The organism is Halocalculus aciditolerans, assembly GCF_014647475.1.
GTDB classification, from domain to species: Archaea; Halobacteriota; Halobacteria; order Halobacteriales; family Halobacteriaceae; genus Halocalculus; species Halocalculus aciditolerans.
Genome location: NZ_BMPG01000001.1, coordinates 989,033 through 1,005,741, shown reverse-complemented (window position 1 = coordinate 1,005,741; position 16,709 = coordinate 989,033). Strand labels below are relative to the sequence as shown.

Sequence of the window (16,709 nt, the reverse complement as noted above, 5' to 3'; positions counted from 1 at the left end):
TCGGACTCCGGAAGTAGGTATGGCAGAGCGCTGGTCGTCGAATCTCGGGTTCCTCCTCGCGTCCATCGGCGCGGCTGTCGGGCTAGGAAACATCTGGCGGTTCTCGGCGGTGCTGGGGCAGAACGGCGGCGGCGCGTACCTCGTACCCTATCTGATCGCGGCGTTCGCGTTCGCCGTCCCCCTCCTCGTCTTCGAGTTCGCGGTCGGGCGCGCGCTCCGCACCGACGTCGTCTCGGCGTTCCGTGGGGTCGGCGTGAACTACACGGCGCTCGGCTGGGTGGTCGCGGGGAGCGTCCTCGTCATCCTCTCGTACTACCTCGTGCTCACCGGGTGGGTGCTCGGCTTCCTCGTGGCGACGCTCCTCGGCGTCGACCTCTCCTTCGCGGGGTTCACGGGGACGTGGTGGCCGGTGGCCGCGTTCGTCGTCACGACCGTCGCGACCGGCGGCATCGTCTCCCTCGGCGTGAAGGAAGGCATCGAGCGACTCGTGAAAGTCGTGCTGCCGGTCGTCTTCGTCGTCATCGCGGGGCTCGCGGTCTACGCGGCGACGCTCCCCGGGTTCGCCGACGCGCTCGCGTTCCTCTTCACTCCCGACCTCTCGGTGCTCGCCGACCCCGGCGTCTGGTCGGCAGCGGTCGGCCAGGTGTTCTTCTCGCTCTCCGTCGGCCAGGGTATCATGCTCACGTACGCCGCCTACATGGACGAGAACACGGACCTCTGGCGGTCCGCGGTCGTCATCACCGTCGCGGACGTCGCCATCGCCATCACGGCCGGTCTCGTCATCTTCCCCGTCGTCTTCACGCTCGGCCTCGCACCGACCGCGGGGACGGAACTCGCCTTCACGACGCTCCCGCGCGCATTCGCCTCGATGCCCGGGGGTCGCGCCGTCGGCGTCGCGTTCTTCGGTCTGCTCTTCTTCGCCGCGCTCACCTCAGCCGTGAGCCTCCTCGAAGTCGGCGTCGCCGCCGCGACGCGGTCCTTCGAGTGGTCGCGCGCGAAGGCGACGCTCGCCCTCACGACCGGCGTCTTCCTCCTCGGCGTTCCGTCCGCGCTGAGCTACGGCCCGTCCGGGTTCGCGCTCGGCGACGTCCCCTTCCTCGACGTCCTCGACGAGTCCGTGGGGACGCTCGCTCTCCCCGTCACGGCGTTCCTCATCGCCGTCGTCTTCACGTGGGTCGCGCCGAACGACACGGCGGAGCGGGAGCTCGGCCGCGCGTACCCGGTCGTGAAGTACGCGCTCCCCGTGCTCCTCCCCGTACTCGTCGCCCTGAAGGTCGCGGGCGTCGCCCGACCCGCGTGGTCGCTCACCGTCGACCGACTCCTCGCCGGCCTCTGGACGCTTCCCGGACTCCTCGTGACGCTCGCCGTCCTCGGCGCGGCGGGGTGGCTCCTCCGCCGACGCGCCCGCGCGCCGCGCCGCCGGAACCGCCGCGAGTAGCCACACCACTCTTACGCCGCCGGAACGACAACCGAACCGATGCCGGTCGACGTCGCCGACGCCGCCGACAGGATTCGCGAGTTCCTCCGCGAGAGACGCGACGCTGCGGACGCCAGCGGCTACGTGCTCGGCGTGAGCGGCGGCCTCGACTCCGCCGTCGGGGTCACGCTCGCCGCGGCCGCCGTCGGCGTCGAGAACGTCACTGGCCTCCTGATGCCGGGCGCGCCGACCGACCCCGAGAACACGCGTGACGCCCGCGCACTGTGCGAGGACCTCGGCGTCGATTGCGCGGAACACCGCATCGAACCGCTCGTCGAGCCGGCGGTCGACGCGCTCCCCGGAGAGCCGTCGAAGACGACGGTCGGGAACGTTCGCGCGCGCGTCCGCATGGTGCTCTGGTACGAGTACGCGAACGACCGCGACCTGCTCGTGCTCGGCGCGGACAACCGCTCGGAACACCTCCTCGGCTACTACACGAAGTACGGCGACGGCGCGGTCGACGTCGCCGCGCTCGCCGACCTCTACAAGACGGAGGTCCGCGACCTCGCTCGCCACCTCGACCTCCCCGAGAAGCTCGTCGAGAAGACGCCGACCGCCGAGCTCTGGGAAGGCCAGACGGACGAAGCAGAAATCGGGGTGCCCTACGAGGACATCGACCCCGTGCTCCGCGCGTACGTGGACGACGACCGCTCGACCGCGGGGGCGTCCGCGGCCGCCGGCGTCGACGAAGCCACCGTCGAACACCTCGTCGAGCTGCACGAGGCGAGCGCGCACAAGCGCCGTCGGCCGCCGACGCCGGGAATCCGGTGACGCCGGCGTTCGGTAACGCCTAACCCCGTGGCCGAGAGAGCAGTCGGTATGGACGCGGACCAGCAGAGCCCGGGGAACCCGTTCGGGATGGACGAAGCCTGTGAGAACTGCGCGCGCGCCGCCAACCGCGAGCGCGTCGTCCACGGCTACGGCGACGTCGGCGCGGACTTCGTCTTCGTCGGCGACGCCCCCAGCGCGGCCGCCGAAGCCGCCGGCGTTCCCTTCACCGGCGACCCCGCGGGCGAGCGCCTCCAGGACATGCTCGGCCGGCTCGGCTTCAACCGCTCGCTCCCGTCGAGCACCGACCCCGAACTCGACAACGCCTTCCTCACCTACCTCGCGCGCTGCCACGCCCCGACCGAACCCGCGGACCCGGAGGTCGTCGCCTGCGAGCCCTTCCTGAACGCCGAAATCCGGATGATTAACCCCGAGATCATCGTGCCCGTCGGGGAGCGCGCGCTCGCCGCCATCGGCGAGGAGTACACCACCACGCCGGTGGCCGACCTCGACGTCGTCGCACACCACGCCGACCGCATCAGGGGGAGAGGGTTCGAGCTCGTCCCGATGATTCACCCCGCGGAGCTGACCGACGAGCAGGCCGACGCGTTCGTCGACGCCGTCTCCGACATCCTCGACACCGACTACCGGCAGACGAAGGGACGCCGCGGGCGCTGACGCGGGGCTTTCAAGGCCGCCGCACTCCGAGGACCAGACATGACCGTTCACGCCGTGCTCGTCGACCCGCCCCGACCGGGACTCGTCCTCCCCGACCTCACCGACGACCTCCTCAGCGACGCGGAAGCCGCGGACCTCTACGCCGCCATGGCGAGAGACGCCATCGCGGCCGCGGCAGCCAGCGGCGGCGACCTCCTCGTCAACTACCGCCCGACCGACCTCCTCCCCGAAGAGTACGAGGGCGTCGACGCGGAAGCCGGCGTCCGCGCGCTCGCCGCCGACGCCCTCCCCGACCTCGACGACGTCCGCTTCGAGGTCCAGGTCGGCAGCACGCACGCCGCGCGCGTCGGCAACACCGTCACCCACCTCCTCCGCGACGAGGACGCCGCCAGCGTCGCCGCCGTCGACCCCCGTGCTCCCCTCCTCGACCACACCACGCTCGACTCCGCCGCGATGAAACTCCGCCGCTGCGACGTCGTCCTCGGTCCCAGCCAGCGCGGGCGCGTTCACTACGCCGGCTTCGCCGACACCCTCGACTTCGCCGACGCCTACCACCCCCCGGAGGTCGACACCCTCGCCGCGCGCGCCGCCGACGCCGGCCTCGACACCGACTTCGCCCCCGCCTCGCCCGTCGTCACCGACGAAGCCGGCCTCGCCGACCTCCTCCCCCTCCTCTCCGCCCGCGAACGCGCCGGCCGCCGCGTCCCCACTCACACCGCCGCCGTCGTCGACGACCTCGGCCTCCACGTCACCGACGACCGCACCGTCACCCGACACTCCGACTAACCGACAGTCTGAAACCACCCACCTGCAAATACGTACTCGTGGTGAGGTGGCAGAGCGGCCTATTGCGCCGGTCTTGAAAACCGGTGGCTTTCAGCCTCCAGGGTTCAAATCCCTGCCTCACCGCATTCTGGAGAACTGAGACGCGCAGTCACGACTGGGCGTCCCCCGTGAGCGGAAATCGTCACGCCGGGATCTGCATCAGGGAGCGAATCGGAGATTCGCGACTGTGGTTCAAATCCCGCCTCACGGCATCCTACCGAACCCAACGGGCGTAGCGGCGGCCGGCGCGGCTCCGGTCGGTTTCACGGAGCTGTCGTCGACGTCGGGTCGGGTGAGTGGGCTTTCCGAAGGAGAAACCGTTTTGGGTCCTGCCCGTAAGTTCGAGGTATGGACGATATGTACGACGAGTCCGGCCAGGACTGGCCGCACGACCCCGACGGCGAGGAAGGGAGCGAAGGCGGGCGGAAGTACGGGATGGCGGTGCTGTCGAAGAAGGTCGACGAGGGGGAGGATTTCCCGCTGGAGAAGTCCGAGTTCGTCGAGGAGTTCGGCGATCATCCGGTGCGCTTGAACTACCGGAAGGTGGTGAGCGTGGCGGACATCTTCGAGCACGTGGAGTCCGAGGAGTTCGAGACGAAGGTCGAGTTCCACCACGAGACGGGGAAGGGGATGCGGCGCGGTGACCTCTGGGAGTACCACCCGCAGGGGAAGGAGTCGGAGACGACTACGACGCGGTAAGGGTCAGTTCCCGAGGCCGTCTGCTTCCTGGTCGACCCAGGCGTCGAGGCCGCGGGTTTCCGCGTGGACTTTCTCCTCGAGGAGCGTCACGGCGGTCTTGTTCGCGCCTTCGGGGATGATGATGTCGGCGCTCTTCTTCGTGGGTTCGATGAACTGTTCGTGCATCGGCTTGACCGTGGAGAGATACTGGTCCATGACGCCTTCGAGGTCGCGGCCGCGCTGGACGACGTCGCGTTCGATGCGGCGGAGGATGCGGACGTCGGCGTCGGTTTCGACGTAGATGTGGAGGTCGAGCATGTCGTTGATGTCGTCGTCGTAGAGGGCCAGAATCCCTTCGAGGACGATGACGTCGGTGGGTTCGACGTGGAGGGTGTCGTCGCGCCGGAGGTGTTCGGTGAAGTCGTACTGCGGCATCTCGATGGCCTGTCCGGAGAGGAGTCGGTCGAGGTGGTCGTTGAGGAGGTCCCACTCGAAGGCGTTGGGGTGGTCGTAGTTGACGTCTTTCCGGTCGTCGAAGTCGAGGTGGGAGAGGTCTTCGTAGTAGTTGTCGAGGGGGATGAGGGTGACTGATTCACCGACGTTCTCGGTGATTTCGCGGGCGACAGTGGTTTTGCCGGCACCGGTTCCGCCGGCGATGCCGATGGCGAACGACGGGAGAGTCATCGATGGTGTAGAGCGGCGAGACGCGTTTGAATCCCTCGCTTTCGAGCGTGGCGGATGGTCGTGGCGGGGGTTAAGCCTACCGGGGACACGCTTTTGCCGGAGAGCGTGGTACGTTGAATCATGACACAACTGGCAGTGCGTGACGTCGCGAGTCAGCGGTTCGTGGGCGTGAGTGAATCGGACGACCTCGCGGGCGCGGTAGACGTGTTACGGTCGGAGGGCGCGAACGCGGCGCTCGTCCTCCGCGGCGAGTCCGTCGTCGGCCTTCTGACCGCGAGCGACGTGCTCGACCACGTCGGAGCGCTCGACGGGGTGACAGTGGCGGACGCGATGGGCGCGCCGCCGACGGCCGTGCGGCCGGACGCCGCGGTGAGCGAGGCCGCGGAGGTCGTCCGGCAGACGGGCGTCGGCTACGTCGTCGTCCGCGACGACGAGGGCGTGCGGGGGCTCGTGGAGGCGCGCGACCTCGTCGACGCGGGCGCAGAGCCGCGGGAGCCGCTCAATCCGACGCAGAGCGCGCGCGCCGAGGCGACGGACGGCGGTCAGGACGGGGCGTTCTCCACGCAGAGTATCTGCGAAGTCTGCGGGTCGCTCGCGGGGTCGCTCTCGAACGTCAACGGCCAGCTCGTCTGCGCCGACTGCCACGCCGTCTGAGCCGAAACCCCGGAAGGGGGCAGCTTTATATCGAACCGGAGTGCTCCTTGTTGGTATGGCGTACGATACCAACAGACGCTCGTTCTTGAAAGCGACCGGTGCGGCCGGGGCAGTGGGTCTCACCGGGCTCGCTGGCTGCTCGGGCGGTGGCGGGGGGAGTGGCGGTCGTTCGGTGAAACTCGGTCTGCTCTTCCCGGAGACCGGCGACCTCGGGAGCCTCGGCAAACCGATGCGCGACGCGGGGGAGCTCGCGGCGATCATCGTGAACGACGCCGACGTCGACATCACGGTCGACACGCAGTCGGAAGACACGCAGACAGACCCTTCACAGGGCGTGAGCGCGGCGAACTCGCTCGTGAACGCGGGCTACCCGATGGTGAACGGGCCGGCGTCCTCCGGCGTCAACCTCCCGGTCTGTAAGCAGGTGTTCATCCCGAACAACGTCGTCGGGAGTTCGCCGTCCAGCACCGCGCCGAGCGTCACGTCGCTCGACGACAACGACCTCGTCTACCGCACCGCGCCGAGCGACGCGCTCCAGGGCCGCGTGCTCGCGCAGATCGCCTACGAGCGCCAGGAGGACCGGACGGCGTCGACGATGTTCGTGAACAACGACTACGGCCAGCAGCTCTCCGACGCGTTCGTCGGCGCGTTCGAGGACAAGGGGGGGACGGTCCAGCAGACCGTCTCCTTCGAGAAGGGGCAGTCCTCGTACACGTCGCGGCTCCAGAGCGCGCTCTCCGGAAACCCCGACACCCTCATCGTCGTCGGCTACCCGGAGTCCGGCGTCCAGCTCTTCAAGGACTACTACTCGAACTTCTCCGGCGAACACAACATCCTCCTCACGGACGGGATGGCGGAGGCGAGCATGCCGTCGAAGGTCGGGAACCCGATGGACAACGCGAAGGGGAGTGCGCCGCTCCCGTCCGGCCCGGCGAACGACTTCTTCACCCAGCAGTACAAAGACGAGTACGGTTCCGAACCGACCGTCTTCACCCCGCACAGCTTCGACTCGGCGATGGTGATGATTCTCGCGAACGCTCACGCGGGCGAGAACACCGGCTCCGCGGTCAAGGAGTCGATGCGGATGGTCGCGAACCCCGCGGACGGCGCGACCGACGTCGGTCCGGACAACATCGCCGAGGGCATCTCCGAGGTCCTCGACGGGAACCGCGTGAACTACAGCGGCGCGTCCTCTTCCGTCGACTTCGACGAGAACGGCGACATGAGCGCCGTCACCTACCAGTACTGGGGCTTCGGCGACGGCGTCATCGAGACGCTCGCGGAGATCCAGTTCGACCAGTAGTACGACCCCACCGATTCTTTTACGCGGCGCGCGTCGAGTCGACGTATGGAGCTCCCGCCACCCGCGGCGGTCGCCGGCCGCCTCGTCCGCACACTCGCCGTTCGCCCCTATCGCGCGCTCCGCCCGTTCCTCGAGGAGGACGCGACGCCCGCGGACGGCGTGTTCGGACAGCTGCTCGGCGTCGCCGCGGGCGTCCTCTCGTTCGCGTTCGTCACGCTCGGCACGCTCACAGCCGCGCTCGGGTCGATGCTGTACGTGATTGTCTTCACGCTCATCCGCCTCCCCGCGCGACTCCTCGCAGCCGTCACGAGCCGGCGGTGAGGCCCAAACCGTTTTCCATACCGGGCTTGTAGTCTCGAAAAAATGGACGCGGGTACCGGCGGTCGCTGCGCGTACGTACACGACTCGGCGGACAGCGAGTGGTCGTGCCCGCACGACGCCGTCACCGGCCGCGACGTCTGCGCCTTCCACCTGCCGCCGAGCGAGTACGACGCCGTCGGCCTCACCGATGCCGACGTCTCCGAGCGCCTCCTCGCGTGCGTCCGCGACGACACGCAGCGCCACAACGAGTTCGTCGGCGCGCACTTCGGGACGCTCGACGCCCGGAACGTCACGGTCGAATCCGACCACGCCTACCCCGTCCGCCTCACCGACGTCACGGTCGACGGCGACCTCCGAATCGACAGCGCGAACGTCGTCGCCGAACTCATCTTCGACGGCTCGACCGTCCACGGTCAGGTCTGCCTCGATGGCACGCGGTTCGTCACCGACGTCTCCTTCGTCGACTGCACGTTCGGCGGTATCGTCTCCGCCTCCACGACGAAGTTCGAAGGCGGCGTGGTGTTCGCACGCGCCACCTTCGAGGACGCCGCCGCGTTCGACGCCGGCGCGACCTTCCTCGAAGACGCCGTCTTCACCGACACCGACTTCGGGGGCCCCGCGCAGTTCCGCGGCGCGCTCTTCGAGAACCGCGTGTTCTTCCGCGGCGCGCACTTCACCGCCGACGCCGACTTCGCCGGCTCCGTCGTCGAAGCCATCGCCACCTTCGAAGCCGCCGCGTTCGACGGCGAAACCTCCTTCCGGAACTCGCGCTTCGCCGGCCCCGTGAAGTTCGGCGGCCGCACCGACACCGCCACAACGTTCGCCGACGCGCCCGACTTCCGCCGCGTCACCGCCGAGGAATCCCTCGACTTCACCGAAGTGACGTTCGCCGACGGCGTCGACTTCGCCGACGCCGGCTTCGAAGCCGACGTGGATTTCACTGACGCCGAAATCTACGGCGAGGTCGTCCTCGACCAGGCGAGCTGCGGCGAGCAGTTCCGATTCGCGCCCGCCGACGCCGACCTCGACACCTACGTCTCCTGCGACCGGACGACCATCCGCGGCGGCGTCCTCCACCAGCCCCGCGAAGGCCGCCTCCTCTTCGACTTCCGTCAGGGCCGCCTCGGCGACGTCGACGCCCAGGGCACGCCCGCGAACGACGCCATCGACTTCCTCCGCTTCGTCAACACGACCTTCGACGGCTTCGACTTCACCACCTACCGGCCGCGACTCGAACCCGACTACCGCATCCACCGCTTCGACGTCGCCACCGACGTCGCCCCCGTCGACCTCACCGCGCGCGAGGAGGAACTCACCTACATGAAGGCGAAAGCCGGCGCGGACAGGATCGGCGACGGCCGCTGTCAGTCCGGGTTCTTCGTCCGCGAGATGCGCGCCCGCGGCCAGCGCGCCCGCGACCGCCGAAAGGACGCCGGCGGGCCGCGCGAGTGGCTCCGCGCGACGCTCACCCACTCCTACAACCGCGCGTTCGACTGGACCTGCGAGTACGCCGAAGACCCCCATCGCCTCGTCGGCGTGATGTTCGGCGTCATCCTCGCGTACGCCGGCCTCTTCTGGGCGGGCTTCCGCGCCGCCGGCACGACCCTCGAACAGGGGAGCACGACGCCGGACGCCGTCATGCACGCCCCCGTCGCCCTCGACTACATCCTCCTCTCCGGCGAGGCGTTTACCACCATCGTCTACTACCCCGCCGCCGTCCTCCCGTCCTGGCAGGTCCGCCTCATCGCCGTCTCGGAGAGCCTCGTCGGCGTCCTCCTCTCCGCGCTCTTCCTCTTCACGCTCACCCGGGCCGTTCACAGATAACGCGGTTCGGACTGAGGGAGCGAACGCGACCGAAGGAGAACCGAGTCAAGGCGAGCGGGAGCGAACGAACGTGAGCGACACGCGAGCTAGCGCGCGGACCGGAGTCGAATCGGCGCGTTCGGAGCGACGACGCGGTTCGGAACGAGGCCGCCGAAGGCGGTCGAGTGAGAGCCGCGCAGGAACGAACGGCGACCAACGGGAGCCGTGAGTCGACCGCAGGGAGCGAAGAGTGAGAACCGCGTTCCGGTGACGGGAGCGAACGAGCGGGAGCGCGGTCGGAACGGAGTTCCTCCCTGCTCGCGCCTGCGGCGCTCGCTCGTTCGGTCGCGTTCCGCGACGTGCTGCTCGCACTCGCTATCGCTCGCGCGAACGACACGCGGGCCAGCGCGCAGCACAGGAGGCGCGCGGACCTCGTCAGCGCGAGCGGTCGGCTAGCCGAAACGGTAAGGGCGCGCCGTCCGCACGCTCTTCGTATGGCTCGAATCCACGATCTCGGTCTCGGCACCTACCAGAACACCGACCCGGACGAATGCGCGGACGCGGTTTCGACCGCCCTCGACGTCGGGTATCGGCACGTCGACACGGCGCAGATGTACGACAACGAGGCGGCCGTCGGCCGCGGTATCGCCGAGTCCACGGTTCCGCGCGAGGACGTCTTCCTCGCGACGAAGCTCGACACCGACAACCTCGCGTACGACGACGTCATCGAGAGCACCGCGGCGAGCCTCGACCGCCTCGGCGTCGACTCCGTCGACCTCCTCTACGTCCACTGGCCGCTCGACTCCTACGACCCCGAGGAGACGCTCGCGGCGCTCGACGACCTGCGCGACGACGGCGTCATCGACCACGTCGGCCTCTCGAACTTCACGCTGGACCTCCTCGACGAGGCGCGCGACCACCTCGACTCGCCGATTTTCGCCCACCAAGTCGAGATGCACCCGCTCCTCCAGCAGGAGGAGCTCCGCGAGTACGCCCGCACGCACGACCACCACCTCGTCGCCTACTGTCCCATCGCCCGGAATCAGGTGGAGGGCGTCCCCGAACTCGAAGCCGTCGCCCGGAAACACGGCGCGACCGAAGCGCAGGTCGCGCTCGCGTGGCTCCGCGAGAAGAACGTCACCGCCATCCCGAAGGCGAGCAGCGAGGCGCACATCCGCGAGAACTACGAGAGCCTCGACATCGACCTCGACGCCGACGACGTCGACGAAATCGACGGCATCGAGGCGGAAGAGCGCATCGTCGACTTCGACGGCACGCCCTGGTAGCGTCGTCTGCTGCGCTCGGCCGCGCGAAGCGCGCCCGGCGCATACGCTCGTGAACGGGTGACCGGCTGCCTCCAGGGTGGTTCGTTCGATTCGTTCTTTTTCGAAAAAGCGTCGAGAGCGCCGTGAGAGCCGCGTGGGTTAGCCGCCGAGGAACTGCTGGCGGACCTCCTCGTCGGCGAGGAGGACGTCGCCCTCGTCCATGTAGCGGTTCTGGCCCTGCGCGAGGACGTAGCCGCGGTCACAGCGCTGCAGGGCTTCCTTGGCGTTCTGCTCGACCATGAGTATCGCCGTGCCGTCGTCGTTGATTTCGTCGATCCGGTCGAACATGTCGTCGACGAGGTCGGGCGCGAGGCCGGCGCTCGGCTCGTCGAGCATGAGGAGGTCGGGGTCGAGCATGAGCGCGCGGCCCATCGCGAGCATCTGCTGTTGCCCGCCGCTCATCGTCCCGGCCTTCTGGGACTGGCGTTCGTCGAGGATGGGGAAGCGCTCGAAGACGGCGTCGAGGGCGTCCTGCGGGACGTCGTCGAGGATGTACGCGCCCATCTCGAGGTTCTCGCGCACCGAGAGCGTCGGGAAGATGTTGTCGTTCTGCGGGACGTAGCCGAGGCCTTCGTAGATGACCTCCTCGGGCGGCATGCCCGTGATGTCCGTGTCGTCGAAGGTGACGGAGCCGCCCATGTGGGTGGTGAGGCCGAAGACGGACTTCATCACCGTGGACTTCCCCGCGCCGTTCGGCCCGACGATGGTGACGTACTCGCCGTCCGCGACGTCTATGTCGACGCCGTGGAGAATCTGGAGGTCTTCGCCGTACCCCGCGTCGAGGTCGCGAACCGCCAGGAGGCTCACTCCGCGTCACCCCCGAGGTACGCGTCGATGACGCGTTCGTCGCCTTTGATGTCCGCCGGCGTGCCGTCCGCGAGTATCTGGCCCTGGTGCATGACGATGACGCGTTCGCAGTTGTTCATGATGACGTCCATGTCGTGTTCGACGATGAGGACGGTGTAGCCGTCGTCGATGAGGTCGTGGAGGTGTTCGACGAGTTTGTTCTGGAGCGTCGGGTTGACGCCGGCGAACGGCTCGTCGAGGAGGAGCATCTCCGGCTCCGTCATGAGCGCGCGAGCGAGTTCGAGGAGTTTCCGCTGTCCGCCGGAGAGGTTCCCGGCCTGCTCGCGCGCGAGGTGGTCGATGTCGAAGAACTCCAGCATCTCCCACGCCCGCTCGCGGACGTCGTACTCCTGGTCGACGACGCCGGAGCGAACGCCCGGCGTGACGGCCTTCCAGAGCTTCTCGCCCTCCTGTCCGGGCGGGGCGAGCATGAGGTTCTCCAGAACGGTCATCTCGGAGAGTTCCCGGGCGATCTGGAAAGTGCGGACGAGCCCCTGGTTCGCGACCTGGTAGGGTTCCATCCCGGTGACGTCCGTGTCGTCGAAGGTGACGGTGCCCGCGGAGGGCGAGAGCGTGCCGGCGATGCAGTTGAACGTCGTGGACTTCCCCGCGCCGTTCGGCCCGATGAGTCCCGTGAACTCGCCGCGCTCGATGCCGAAGGACGCGCCGTCGACGGCGGTGATGCCGCCGAAATGCTTCTCCAGCGAGTCGACGTCGAGGACGACGTCAGTGGGAGAATCGCTCACTTCGACTCACCCCCGTTCCCCTCGGTGGCGTCGTCGTCGGTCGCGTCGGTGGCGAGCGCTTCGCCGGTGGTCGTCGAGCGCGATTCGTCCCCGCGGTCGCCGAGGATGTTGACGGCGGCGGCGGGCTCCTGACGGTGGCCGAGGAGGCCGTCGGGCCGCCGATGCATCAGGACGACGAGGACGACGCCCGTGAGGATGAGGCGGATGGGGCCGACGTTGTTCATGAAGTAGGAGAGGAAGACGCCGGGGCCGCCGAAGGCCTGGAGGATGGTGTCCGGGCTGGACGGGAGCGCGAGGAACTCGGAGAGGACGTTCGCGACGTAGCGCGGCCCCTCGAAGAGGAGGCCGGCGAAGAGCGCGCCGCCGAGGACGCTCCCCGTGTTCGACCCCGCGCCGCCGATGATGATGGCGATCCAGATGAAGAACGTCACCTGGGGTTTGAACGTCGTCGGGTTGATGAACCCGCGGGAGCCCTGCCAGAGGATGCCCACGAGACCCATGAACGCACAGCCGACGACGAAGGACTTCATCTTGAACTTCGGCGTGTGCTTCCCGAGGCTCTGCGTCGCTTCCTCGTCTTCGCGGATACCGGCGAGCACGCGGCCGAACGGCGAGTTCGCGACGCGCGCGAGGAACCAGTAGAAGACGCCGACCATCACGAGGAGGAAGATGGCGTAGAACCACCCGTTGACGACGGGGGCGCTGACGCCGCCGACTGCGACGTTCGGCGAGAGGTCGGCGACGACGGACGCGGGCGTGGAGTCGAGGGTGAACCCGCTCCCGCCGCCCGTCCACGGCTGGAAGGTCGTCGACTGGTAGGTGAACCGCGCGATCTCGGAGAGACCGATGGTGACGATGGCGAGGTAGTCCGCGCGCAACCGGAGCGCGGGGAGGCTCGCGACGGCCCCGAAGAGGCCGGCGGCGGCCATGCCGGCGAGGATGCCGACCCAGAGCGGGAGTCCGAGGCCGCCCTGGAAGGAGCCTGCAGCGGCACCCGGGACGGGGGCGGCGCTCACCATCGCCATCGTGTAGACGCCGACGGCCATGAAGCCGGCGACGCCGATGTTGAACAGGCCCGTGTACCCCCAGTGGAGGTTCAGGGCGAGGACGGCGAGCGCGTAGACGGCCGCGAGGAACGTGATGCGGCGGAGCGCGTTCGCCGTGCCGTTCGCCCCGTATCCGAGGAGGAGGCCGAACGCGATGTACAGCGCGTAGATGCCGACGAAGAACGCGATGACGAGACCGAGGTCGCCGCCGAGGCGTTCTGCGGCCCGGTCGATGAACGGTTCGTCGCTCATGCTGTCTCCCTCCCTGCGAAGAGGCCCTGCGGGCGCAGGACGAGGATGAGAATCATGACGAGGAACGCGGTCGGCCGGGCGAACGAGCTCTCGGGGAGCCAGAGGAGGCTCACCTTCGCGGCGAGCCCGATGATGAGGCCGCCGCCGATTGCGCCGTAGACGCTCCCGATGCCGCCGAGGATGACGGCGGCGAAGATGAGGAGCAAGAGGAGCCAGCCGAGGTTGTAGCCGAGCGTCCCCTGTTTGAGCGCGATGAGGTAGCCGGCCGCGCCCGCGAGGCCGCCGCCGACGATCCACGTCCACGTGACGACGCGCTCCGTCGGGATACCCGTGATGCGCGCGAGGTCCTCGTTGTCGGCCATGGCGCGCATCGCCTTCCCGAGCTTCGTCGTCTGCAAGAGGAGGTGGATGCCGAGCATCAGTCCGACGGTGATGACGACGAGCGTGATGTCGCTCCAGGAGATCTGGAGGAGGGTCTCGCTGCCGCGCGTCCACGTGAACGCGTTCGTCTCGCCGCTGGTGAGGCCGCGTTTCGACTGCTGCCAGACGAGAACGATGACGTACCGGAGCGCGAGCGCGACACCGATAGAGGCGATGAGGACGGTGATGCCTTCCGCGCTCCGCAGCGGTTTGAAGACGGTGCGGTCGATGAACAGCGAGAGGAGTATCGTCGCGACGACGGCGACGACGAGGCCGGCGACGATGCCGAGCGGCGCGGCGAGGACGTTCACGCCGACGTCACTGGCGTAGGTGTCGCCGCCCGCGCCGAGCAGGATGAGGCTGCCGAGGTCCGCGGAGCCGAAGCCCGCGATCGCCCACGTCGTCGCCCAGCCGGCGAACGCGCCGGTCGTGAGGTAGTCGCCGTGCGCGAAGTTCGCGAAGTTCAGAATGCTGTACGTCATGGAGAGACCGACGCCTGCCAACCCGAGGACGAGGCCGAGCGTGAGCCCGTCCCACGTGTACGTCGCCATCGTCGACACGATACTCGGGTCGGTGGCGAGCCGGAAGGCGAGGTCGAGAAGGAGGCCGACGCCGACGAGGACCAGGAAGACGGTGAGGACCAGCGCGGGCACCGAGTTCTCCGAAATGTACGATTCTAAGGGATTTGCGGCCATTGGTAACCTTGTACACGACAGAGAGTGACTAGCCCGGTTAAAGCTTTCTTTGCCGCGCACGCGACAGTAACGACTAAGCCCGGTCGTCGCCCAGTGCCCCGTAATGCCGGTTCGGACCCTCGACGACCTCGACGTCGACGGCGCGGCCCTCGGCGTCCGCGTCGACATCAACAGTCCAGTGGACGCCGACGGCGGCCTCACAGACGACGCGCGCATCCGCGCGCATCGAGAAACCATCGCCGAGCTCGCCGAGCGCGGCGGCCGCGTCGCCCTCCTCGCCCATCAGGGCCGACCCGGCGGCGACGACTTCGCCCGCCTCGAAGCGCACGCCGAGCGCCTCGACGAACTCCTCGACGCCCCCGTCTCCTACTGCGACGGGACGTTCTCCGCCGACGCCCGCGACGCCGTCGGCGCGCTCGACCCCGGCGAAATCGTCGTCCTCGAGAACACGCGCTTCTACAGCGAGGAGTACATGGAGTTCGAGCCGGCGCGCGCCGCCGAGACCTTCCTCGTCTCCCGGCTCGCCCCCGCCCTCGACGCCTACGTCAGCGACGCGTTCGCCGCCGCCCACCGCAGCCAGCCGAGCCTCGTCGGCTTCCCCGAACGCCTCCCCGCGTACGCCGGGCGCATCCTGGAGCGCGAACTCGACGTGCTGGGAAGCGTCGAAGACACGCCCGAACCCCGCGTCTACGTCGTCGGCGGCGCAAAAGTCCCCGACTCCATCGACGTCGCCGAGCACGCCCTCGAAAACGGCCTCGCCGACACCGTCCTCACCACCGGCGTCGTCGGGAACGTCTTCCTCCTCGCCGCCGGCGTCGACATCGGCACCGCCAGCGAGGAGTTCGTCCGCGACCGCGGCTACTGGGACGAGATCGGGCGCGCCGCCGACCTCCTCGGACGCTACCCCGACCGCATCGACCTCCCCGTCGACGTCGCCGTCGAACGCGACGGCGAACGCGTCGTCCTCTCCAAGACCGACCTCCCGCCCCGCGACGGCGAATCCGCGATGGACATCGGTCCCGCCACCGTCGCCGCCTACACCGACTACTTCGACGCCGCCGGCACCGTCGTCCTCAACGGCCCCGCCGGCGTCTTCGAACACGACCTCTTCGGCGACGGGAGCCGCGACCTCTTCACCGCCGTCGCCGACAGCGACGCCTACAGCATCGTCGGCGGCGGCGACACCGCCGCCGCCATCCGGAAGTTCGACGTCGAGGGGTTCGACCACGTCTCCACCGGCGGCGGCGCGGCGCTCACCATCCTCACCGGCGGCACCCTCCCCGCCGTCGACGCCCTCCGCAGATGACCACCGAGGCGACTATCGAACCCGCGACCACCGACGACCTCGACGCCGTCCTCGACCTCTGGGTCGACCTCGTCGCCGACCAACGCCAACACGGCACCCACCTCCTCGCCGAACCCAACCGCACCACCGCCCGCGACGTCGTCAGCCAGTACATCGTCACCGACAACCTCCTCGTCGCGCGAACCCGCCAAATCGTCGGGTTCGTCATGTTCCACGTCGAAACCGGCCTCTACCAGGAGGACGCCACGCGCGGCCTCATCGACAACGTCTACGTCACCGAACCCTACCGACACGACGGCATCGGCTCCCGCCTCCTCGACGCCGCCGAAACCCGCCTCCGCGACGACGACGTCGACACACTCGCCATCTCCGTCATGGCCGACAACGACGACGCCCGCGCCCTCTACGAGTCCCGCGGCTACACCCCCCACCGCGTCCTCATGGAACGCCCCGCCGAAACCGACACAAACTCAACCCCCGACCGAGAATAGCCACTCGCGCCAGTGGCGCTTGGGTGGTTCAAGCGCTCGACTTGTAATCGAGAGATCGGGGGTTCAAATCCCCCCACTGGCTTAGAAGCTCAGGTTCAGAGCCACAGACGACCTTCTTCGCCCAGCCGGGGTGTTCGGCATGACTCTCACGCGCGTAGTGGGAGACTGTTCTCTTAAAGCCCGACCCCGCGACGTTCGGCGAGGTCGTCGACGCCTTGGAGGACCCGACGCAGCGTTCGTTGATGCGAACCACCGCGACGCTCTCGAAGAGTTCGCGGCCCGTCTTCTTCGGCCGCCCATCCGGGAATCGGTAGGTCTCCGCATCAACTATAGCACCTCCAGTCAAATTGGGTCTGTCTCGTGTTTCAGCGATCGGCAGTCAGAGACTTCT

The 16,709-nt window shown here is 68.6% G+C and carries 17 protein-coding genes and 2 tRNA genes; 14 read left to right on the top strand and 5 right to left on the bottom strand.

Annotated features, from left to right (window positions below):
* The first annotated feature begins 19 nt into the window (after nucleotides 1-19).
* The 6 genes from IEY26_RS05165 to IEY26_RS05140 all read left to right on the top strand — a co-directional run bounded on the left by IEY26_RS05165 (nucleotide 20) and on the right by IEY26_RS05140 (nucleotide 4,447).
* A complete protein-coding gene (locus IEY26_RS05165) occupies nucleotides 20-1,438 on the top strand; it encodes a sodium-dependent transporter (protein ID WP_188976503.1) in 1,419 nt (472 codons plus the stop codon).
* Between the two features lie 39 nt (nucleotides 1,439-1,477).
* Nucleotides 1,478-2,248: an NAD+ synthase gene (locus IEY26_RS05160; protein WP_188976501.1), complete on the top strand. Its 771-nt coding sequence runs from the start codon at nucleotides 1,478-1,480 to the stop codon at nucleotides 2,246-2,248.
* A gap of 48 nt (nucleotides 2,249-2,296) precedes the next feature.
* Nucleotides 2,297-2,923 (top strand): uracil-DNA glycosylase, encoded by a 627-nt coding sequence (locus tag IEY26_RS05155; RefSeq protein ID WP_188976498.1) that lies wholly within the window; start codon nucleotides 2,297-2,299, stop codon nucleotides 2,921-2,923.
* A gap of 39 nt (nucleotides 2,924-2,962) precedes the next feature.
* Nucleotides 2,963-3,709 carry a type 1 periplasmic-binding domain-containing protein gene (locus IEY26_RS05150; protein ID WP_188976496.1) on the top strand — a complete coding sequence of 249 codons (747 nt, stop codon included), beginning with the start codon at nucleotides 2,963-2,965 and terminating at the stop codon, nucleotides 3,707-3,709.
* A 40-nt stretch (nucleotides 3,710-3,749) separates the two neighbouring features.
* Nucleotides 3,750-3,832 (top strand) — tRNA-Ser (locus IEY26_RS05145).
* A 264-nt stretch (nucleotides 3,833-4,096) separates the two neighbouring features.
* Nucleotides 4,097-4,447 carry a DUF5785 family protein gene (locus IEY26_RS05140; RefSeq protein ID WP_188976494.1) on the top strand — a complete coding sequence of 117 codons (351 nt, stop codon included), beginning with the start codon at nucleotides 4,097-4,099 and terminating at the stop codon, nucleotides 4,445-4,447.
* A gap of 3 nt (nucleotides 4,448-4,450) precedes the next feature.
* Here IEY26_RS05140 and udk read toward each other — a convergent pair whose 3' ends face one another.
* Nucleotides 4,451-5,110, bottom strand: a complete 660-nt coding sequence (gene udk / locus IEY26_RS05135) for a uridine kinase (protein WP_188976492.1) — start codon at nucleotides 5,108-5,110, stop codon at nucleotides 4,451-4,453.
* Between the two features lie 120 nt (nucleotides 5,111-5,230).
* Here udk and IEY26_RS05130 point away from each other — a divergent pair, with 120 nt between their 5' ends.
* From IEY26_RS05130 to IEY26_RS05110, 5 genes are all read left to right on the top strand, one after another.
* Entirely contained in the window at nucleotides 5,231-5,764 is a 534-nt protein-coding gene (locus IEY26_RS05130) for a CBS domain-containing protein (protein ID WP_188976490.1), read from the top strand.
* Between the two features lie 55 nt (nucleotides 5,765-5,819).
* Nucleotides 5,820-7,067, top strand: a complete 1,248-nt coding sequence (locus tag IEY26_RS05125; RefSeq protein WP_188976487.1) for an ABC transporter substrate-binding protein — start codon at nucleotides 5,820-5,822, stop codon at nucleotides 7,065-7,067.
* A 45-nt stretch (nucleotides 7,068-7,112) separates the two neighbouring features.
* Nucleotides 7,113-7,388: a hypothetical protein gene (locus IEY26_RS05120; protein ID WP_188976485.1), complete on the top strand. Its 276-nt coding sequence runs from the start codon at nucleotides 7,113-7,115 to the stop codon at nucleotides 7,386-7,388.
* A gap of 42 nt (nucleotides 7,389-7,430) precedes the next feature.
* Nucleotides 7,431-9,212 carry a pentapeptide repeat-containing protein gene (locus IEY26_RS05115; protein ID WP_188976483.1) on the top strand — a complete coding sequence of 594 codons (1,782 nt, stop codon included), beginning with the start codon at nucleotides 7,431-7,433 and terminating at the stop codon, nucleotides 9,210-9,212.
* Between the two features lie 473 nt (nucleotides 9,213-9,685).
* Entirely contained in the window at nucleotides 9,686-10,477 is a 792-nt protein-coding gene (locus IEY26_RS05110; protein ID WP_188976481.1) for an aldo/keto reductase, read from the top strand.
* A gap of 138 nt (nucleotides 10,478-10,615) precedes the next feature.
* On the opposite strand, the gene IEY26_RS05105 is transcribed toward IEY26_RS05110, so the two are convergent.
* Genes IEY26_RS05105 through IEY26_RS05090 form a run of 4 tightly spaced genes read right to left on the bottom strand, consistent with a single transcriptional unit; the run spans nucleotide 10,616 to nucleotide 14,521 of the window.
* Nucleotides 10,616-11,323 carry an ABC transporter ATP-binding protein gene (locus IEY26_RS05105; RefSeq protein WP_188976479.1) on the bottom strand — a complete coding sequence of 236 codons (708 nt, stop codon included), beginning with the start codon at nucleotides 11,321-11,323 and terminating at the stop codon, nucleotides 10,616-10,618.
* A complete protein-coding gene (locus IEY26_RS05100) occupies nucleotides 11,320-12,108 on the bottom strand; it encodes an ABC transporter ATP-binding protein (RefSeq protein WP_188976477.1) in 789 nt (262 codons plus the stop codon). Before IEY26_RS05100 ends, IEY26_RS05105 begins: the two co-directional genes overlap by 4 nt.
* Nucleotides 12,105-13,406: a branched-chain amino acid ABC transporter permease gene (locus IEY26_RS05095; RefSeq protein WP_188976475.1), complete on the bottom strand. Its 1,302-nt coding sequence runs from the start codon at nucleotides 13,404-13,406 to the stop codon at nucleotides 12,105-12,107. Before IEY26_RS05095 ends, IEY26_RS05100 begins: the two co-directional genes overlap by 4 nt.
* Nucleotides 13,403-14,521 (bottom strand): branched-chain amino acid ABC transporter permease, encoded by a 1,119-nt coding sequence (locus IEY26_RS05090; protein WP_188976473.1) that lies wholly within the window; start codon nucleotides 14,519-14,521, stop codon nucleotides 13,403-13,405. Before IEY26_RS05090 ends, IEY26_RS05095 begins: the two co-directional genes overlap by 4 nt.
* 103 nt (nucleotides 14,522-14,624) lie before the next feature.
* Here IEY26_RS05090 and IEY26_RS05085 point away from each other — a divergent pair, with 103 nt between their 5' ends.
* The 3 genes from IEY26_RS05085 (at nucleotide 14,625) to IEY26_RS05075 (ending at nucleotide 16,400) form a co-directional block, all read left to right on the top strand.
* Nucleotides 14,625-15,827 carry a phosphoglycerate kinase gene (locus IEY26_RS05085; protein WP_188976471.1) on the top strand — a complete coding sequence of 401 codons (1,203 nt, stop codon included), beginning with the start codon at nucleotides 14,625-14,627 and terminating at the stop codon, nucleotides 15,825-15,827.
* Nucleotides 15,824-16,318, top strand: a complete 495-nt coding sequence (locus tag IEY26_RS05080) for a GNAT family N-acetyltransferase (protein WP_188976469.1) — start codon at nucleotides 15,824-15,826, stop codon at nucleotides 16,316-16,318. Before IEY26_RS05085 ends, IEY26_RS05080 begins: the two co-directional genes overlap by 4 nt.
* Before the next feature lie 8 nt (nucleotides 16,319-16,326).
* Nucleotides 16,327-16,400: transfer RNA gene (locus IEY26_RS05075), tRNA-Thr, on the top strand.
* The last annotated feature ends 309 nt before the right edge of the window (nucleotides 16,401-16,709 follow it).

What these genes read in the sequence shown, in the direction of transcription:
- IEY26_RS05110 (WP_188976481.1), top strand. Translation starts at nt 9,686, where the DNA reads ATGGCTCGAATCCACGATCTCGGTCTCGGCACCTACCAGAACACCGAC.
- IEY26_RS05155 (WP_188976498.1), top strand. Translation starts at nt 2,297, where the DNA reads ATGGACGCGGACCAGCAGAGCCCGGGGAACCCGTTCGGGATGGACGAA.
- IEY26_RS05080 (WP_188976469.1), top strand. Translation starts at nt 15,824, where the DNA reads ATGACCACCGAGGCGACTATCGAACCCGCGACCACCGACGACCTCGAC.
- IEY26_RS05115 (WP_188976483.1), top strand. Translation starts at nt 7,431, where the DNA reads ATGGACGCGGGTACCGGCGGTCGCTGCGCGTACGTACACGACTCGGCG.
- IEY26_RS05150 (WP_188976496.1), top strand. Translation starts at nt 2,963, where the DNA reads ATGACCGTTCACGCCGTGCTCGTCGACCCGCCCCGACCGGGACTCGTC.
- IEY26_RS05125 (WP_188976487.1), top strand. Translation starts at nt 5,820, where the DNA reads ATGGCGTACGATACCAACAGACGCTCGTTCTTGAAAGCGACCGGTGCG.
- udk (WP_188976492.1), bottom strand. Translation starts at nt 5,110, where the DNA reads ATGACTCTCCCGTCGTTCGCCATCGGCATCGCCGGCGGAACCGGTGCC.
- IEY26_RS05160 (WP_188976501.1), top strand. Translation starts at nt 1,478, where the DNA reads ATGCCGGTCGACGTCGCCGACGCCGCCGACAGGATTCGCGAGTTCCTC.
- IEY26_RS05095 (WP_188976475.1), bottom strand. Translation starts at nt 13,406, where the DNA reads ATGAGCGACGAACCGTTCATCGACCGGGCCGCAGAACGCCTCGGCGGC.
- IEY26_RS05120 (WP_188976485.1), top strand. Translation starts at nt 7,113, where the DNA reads ATGGAGCTCCCGCCACCCGCGGCGGTCGCCGGCCGCCTCGTCCGCACA.
- IEY26_RS05085 (WP_188976471.1), top strand. Translation starts at nt 14,625, where the DNA reads ATGCCGGTTCGGACCCTCGACGACCTCGACGTCGACGGCGCGGCCCTC.
- IEY26_RS05130 (WP_188976490.1), top strand. Translation starts at nt 5,231, where the DNA reads ATGACACAACTGGCAGTGCGTGACGTCGCGAGTCAGCGGTTCGTGGGC.
- IEY26_RS05165 (WP_188976503.1), top strand. Translation starts at nt 20, where the DNA reads ATGGCAGAGCGCTGGTCGTCGAATCTCGGGTTCCTCCTCGCGTCCATC.
- IEY26_RS05090 (WP_188976473.1), bottom strand. Translation starts at nt 14,521, where the DNA reads ATGGCCGCAAATCCCTTAGAATCGTACATTTCGGAGAACTCGGTGCCC.
- IEY26_RS05140 (WP_188976494.1), top strand. Translation starts at nt 4,097, where the DNA reads ATGGACGATATGTACGACGAGTCCGGCCAGGACTGGCCGCACGACCCC.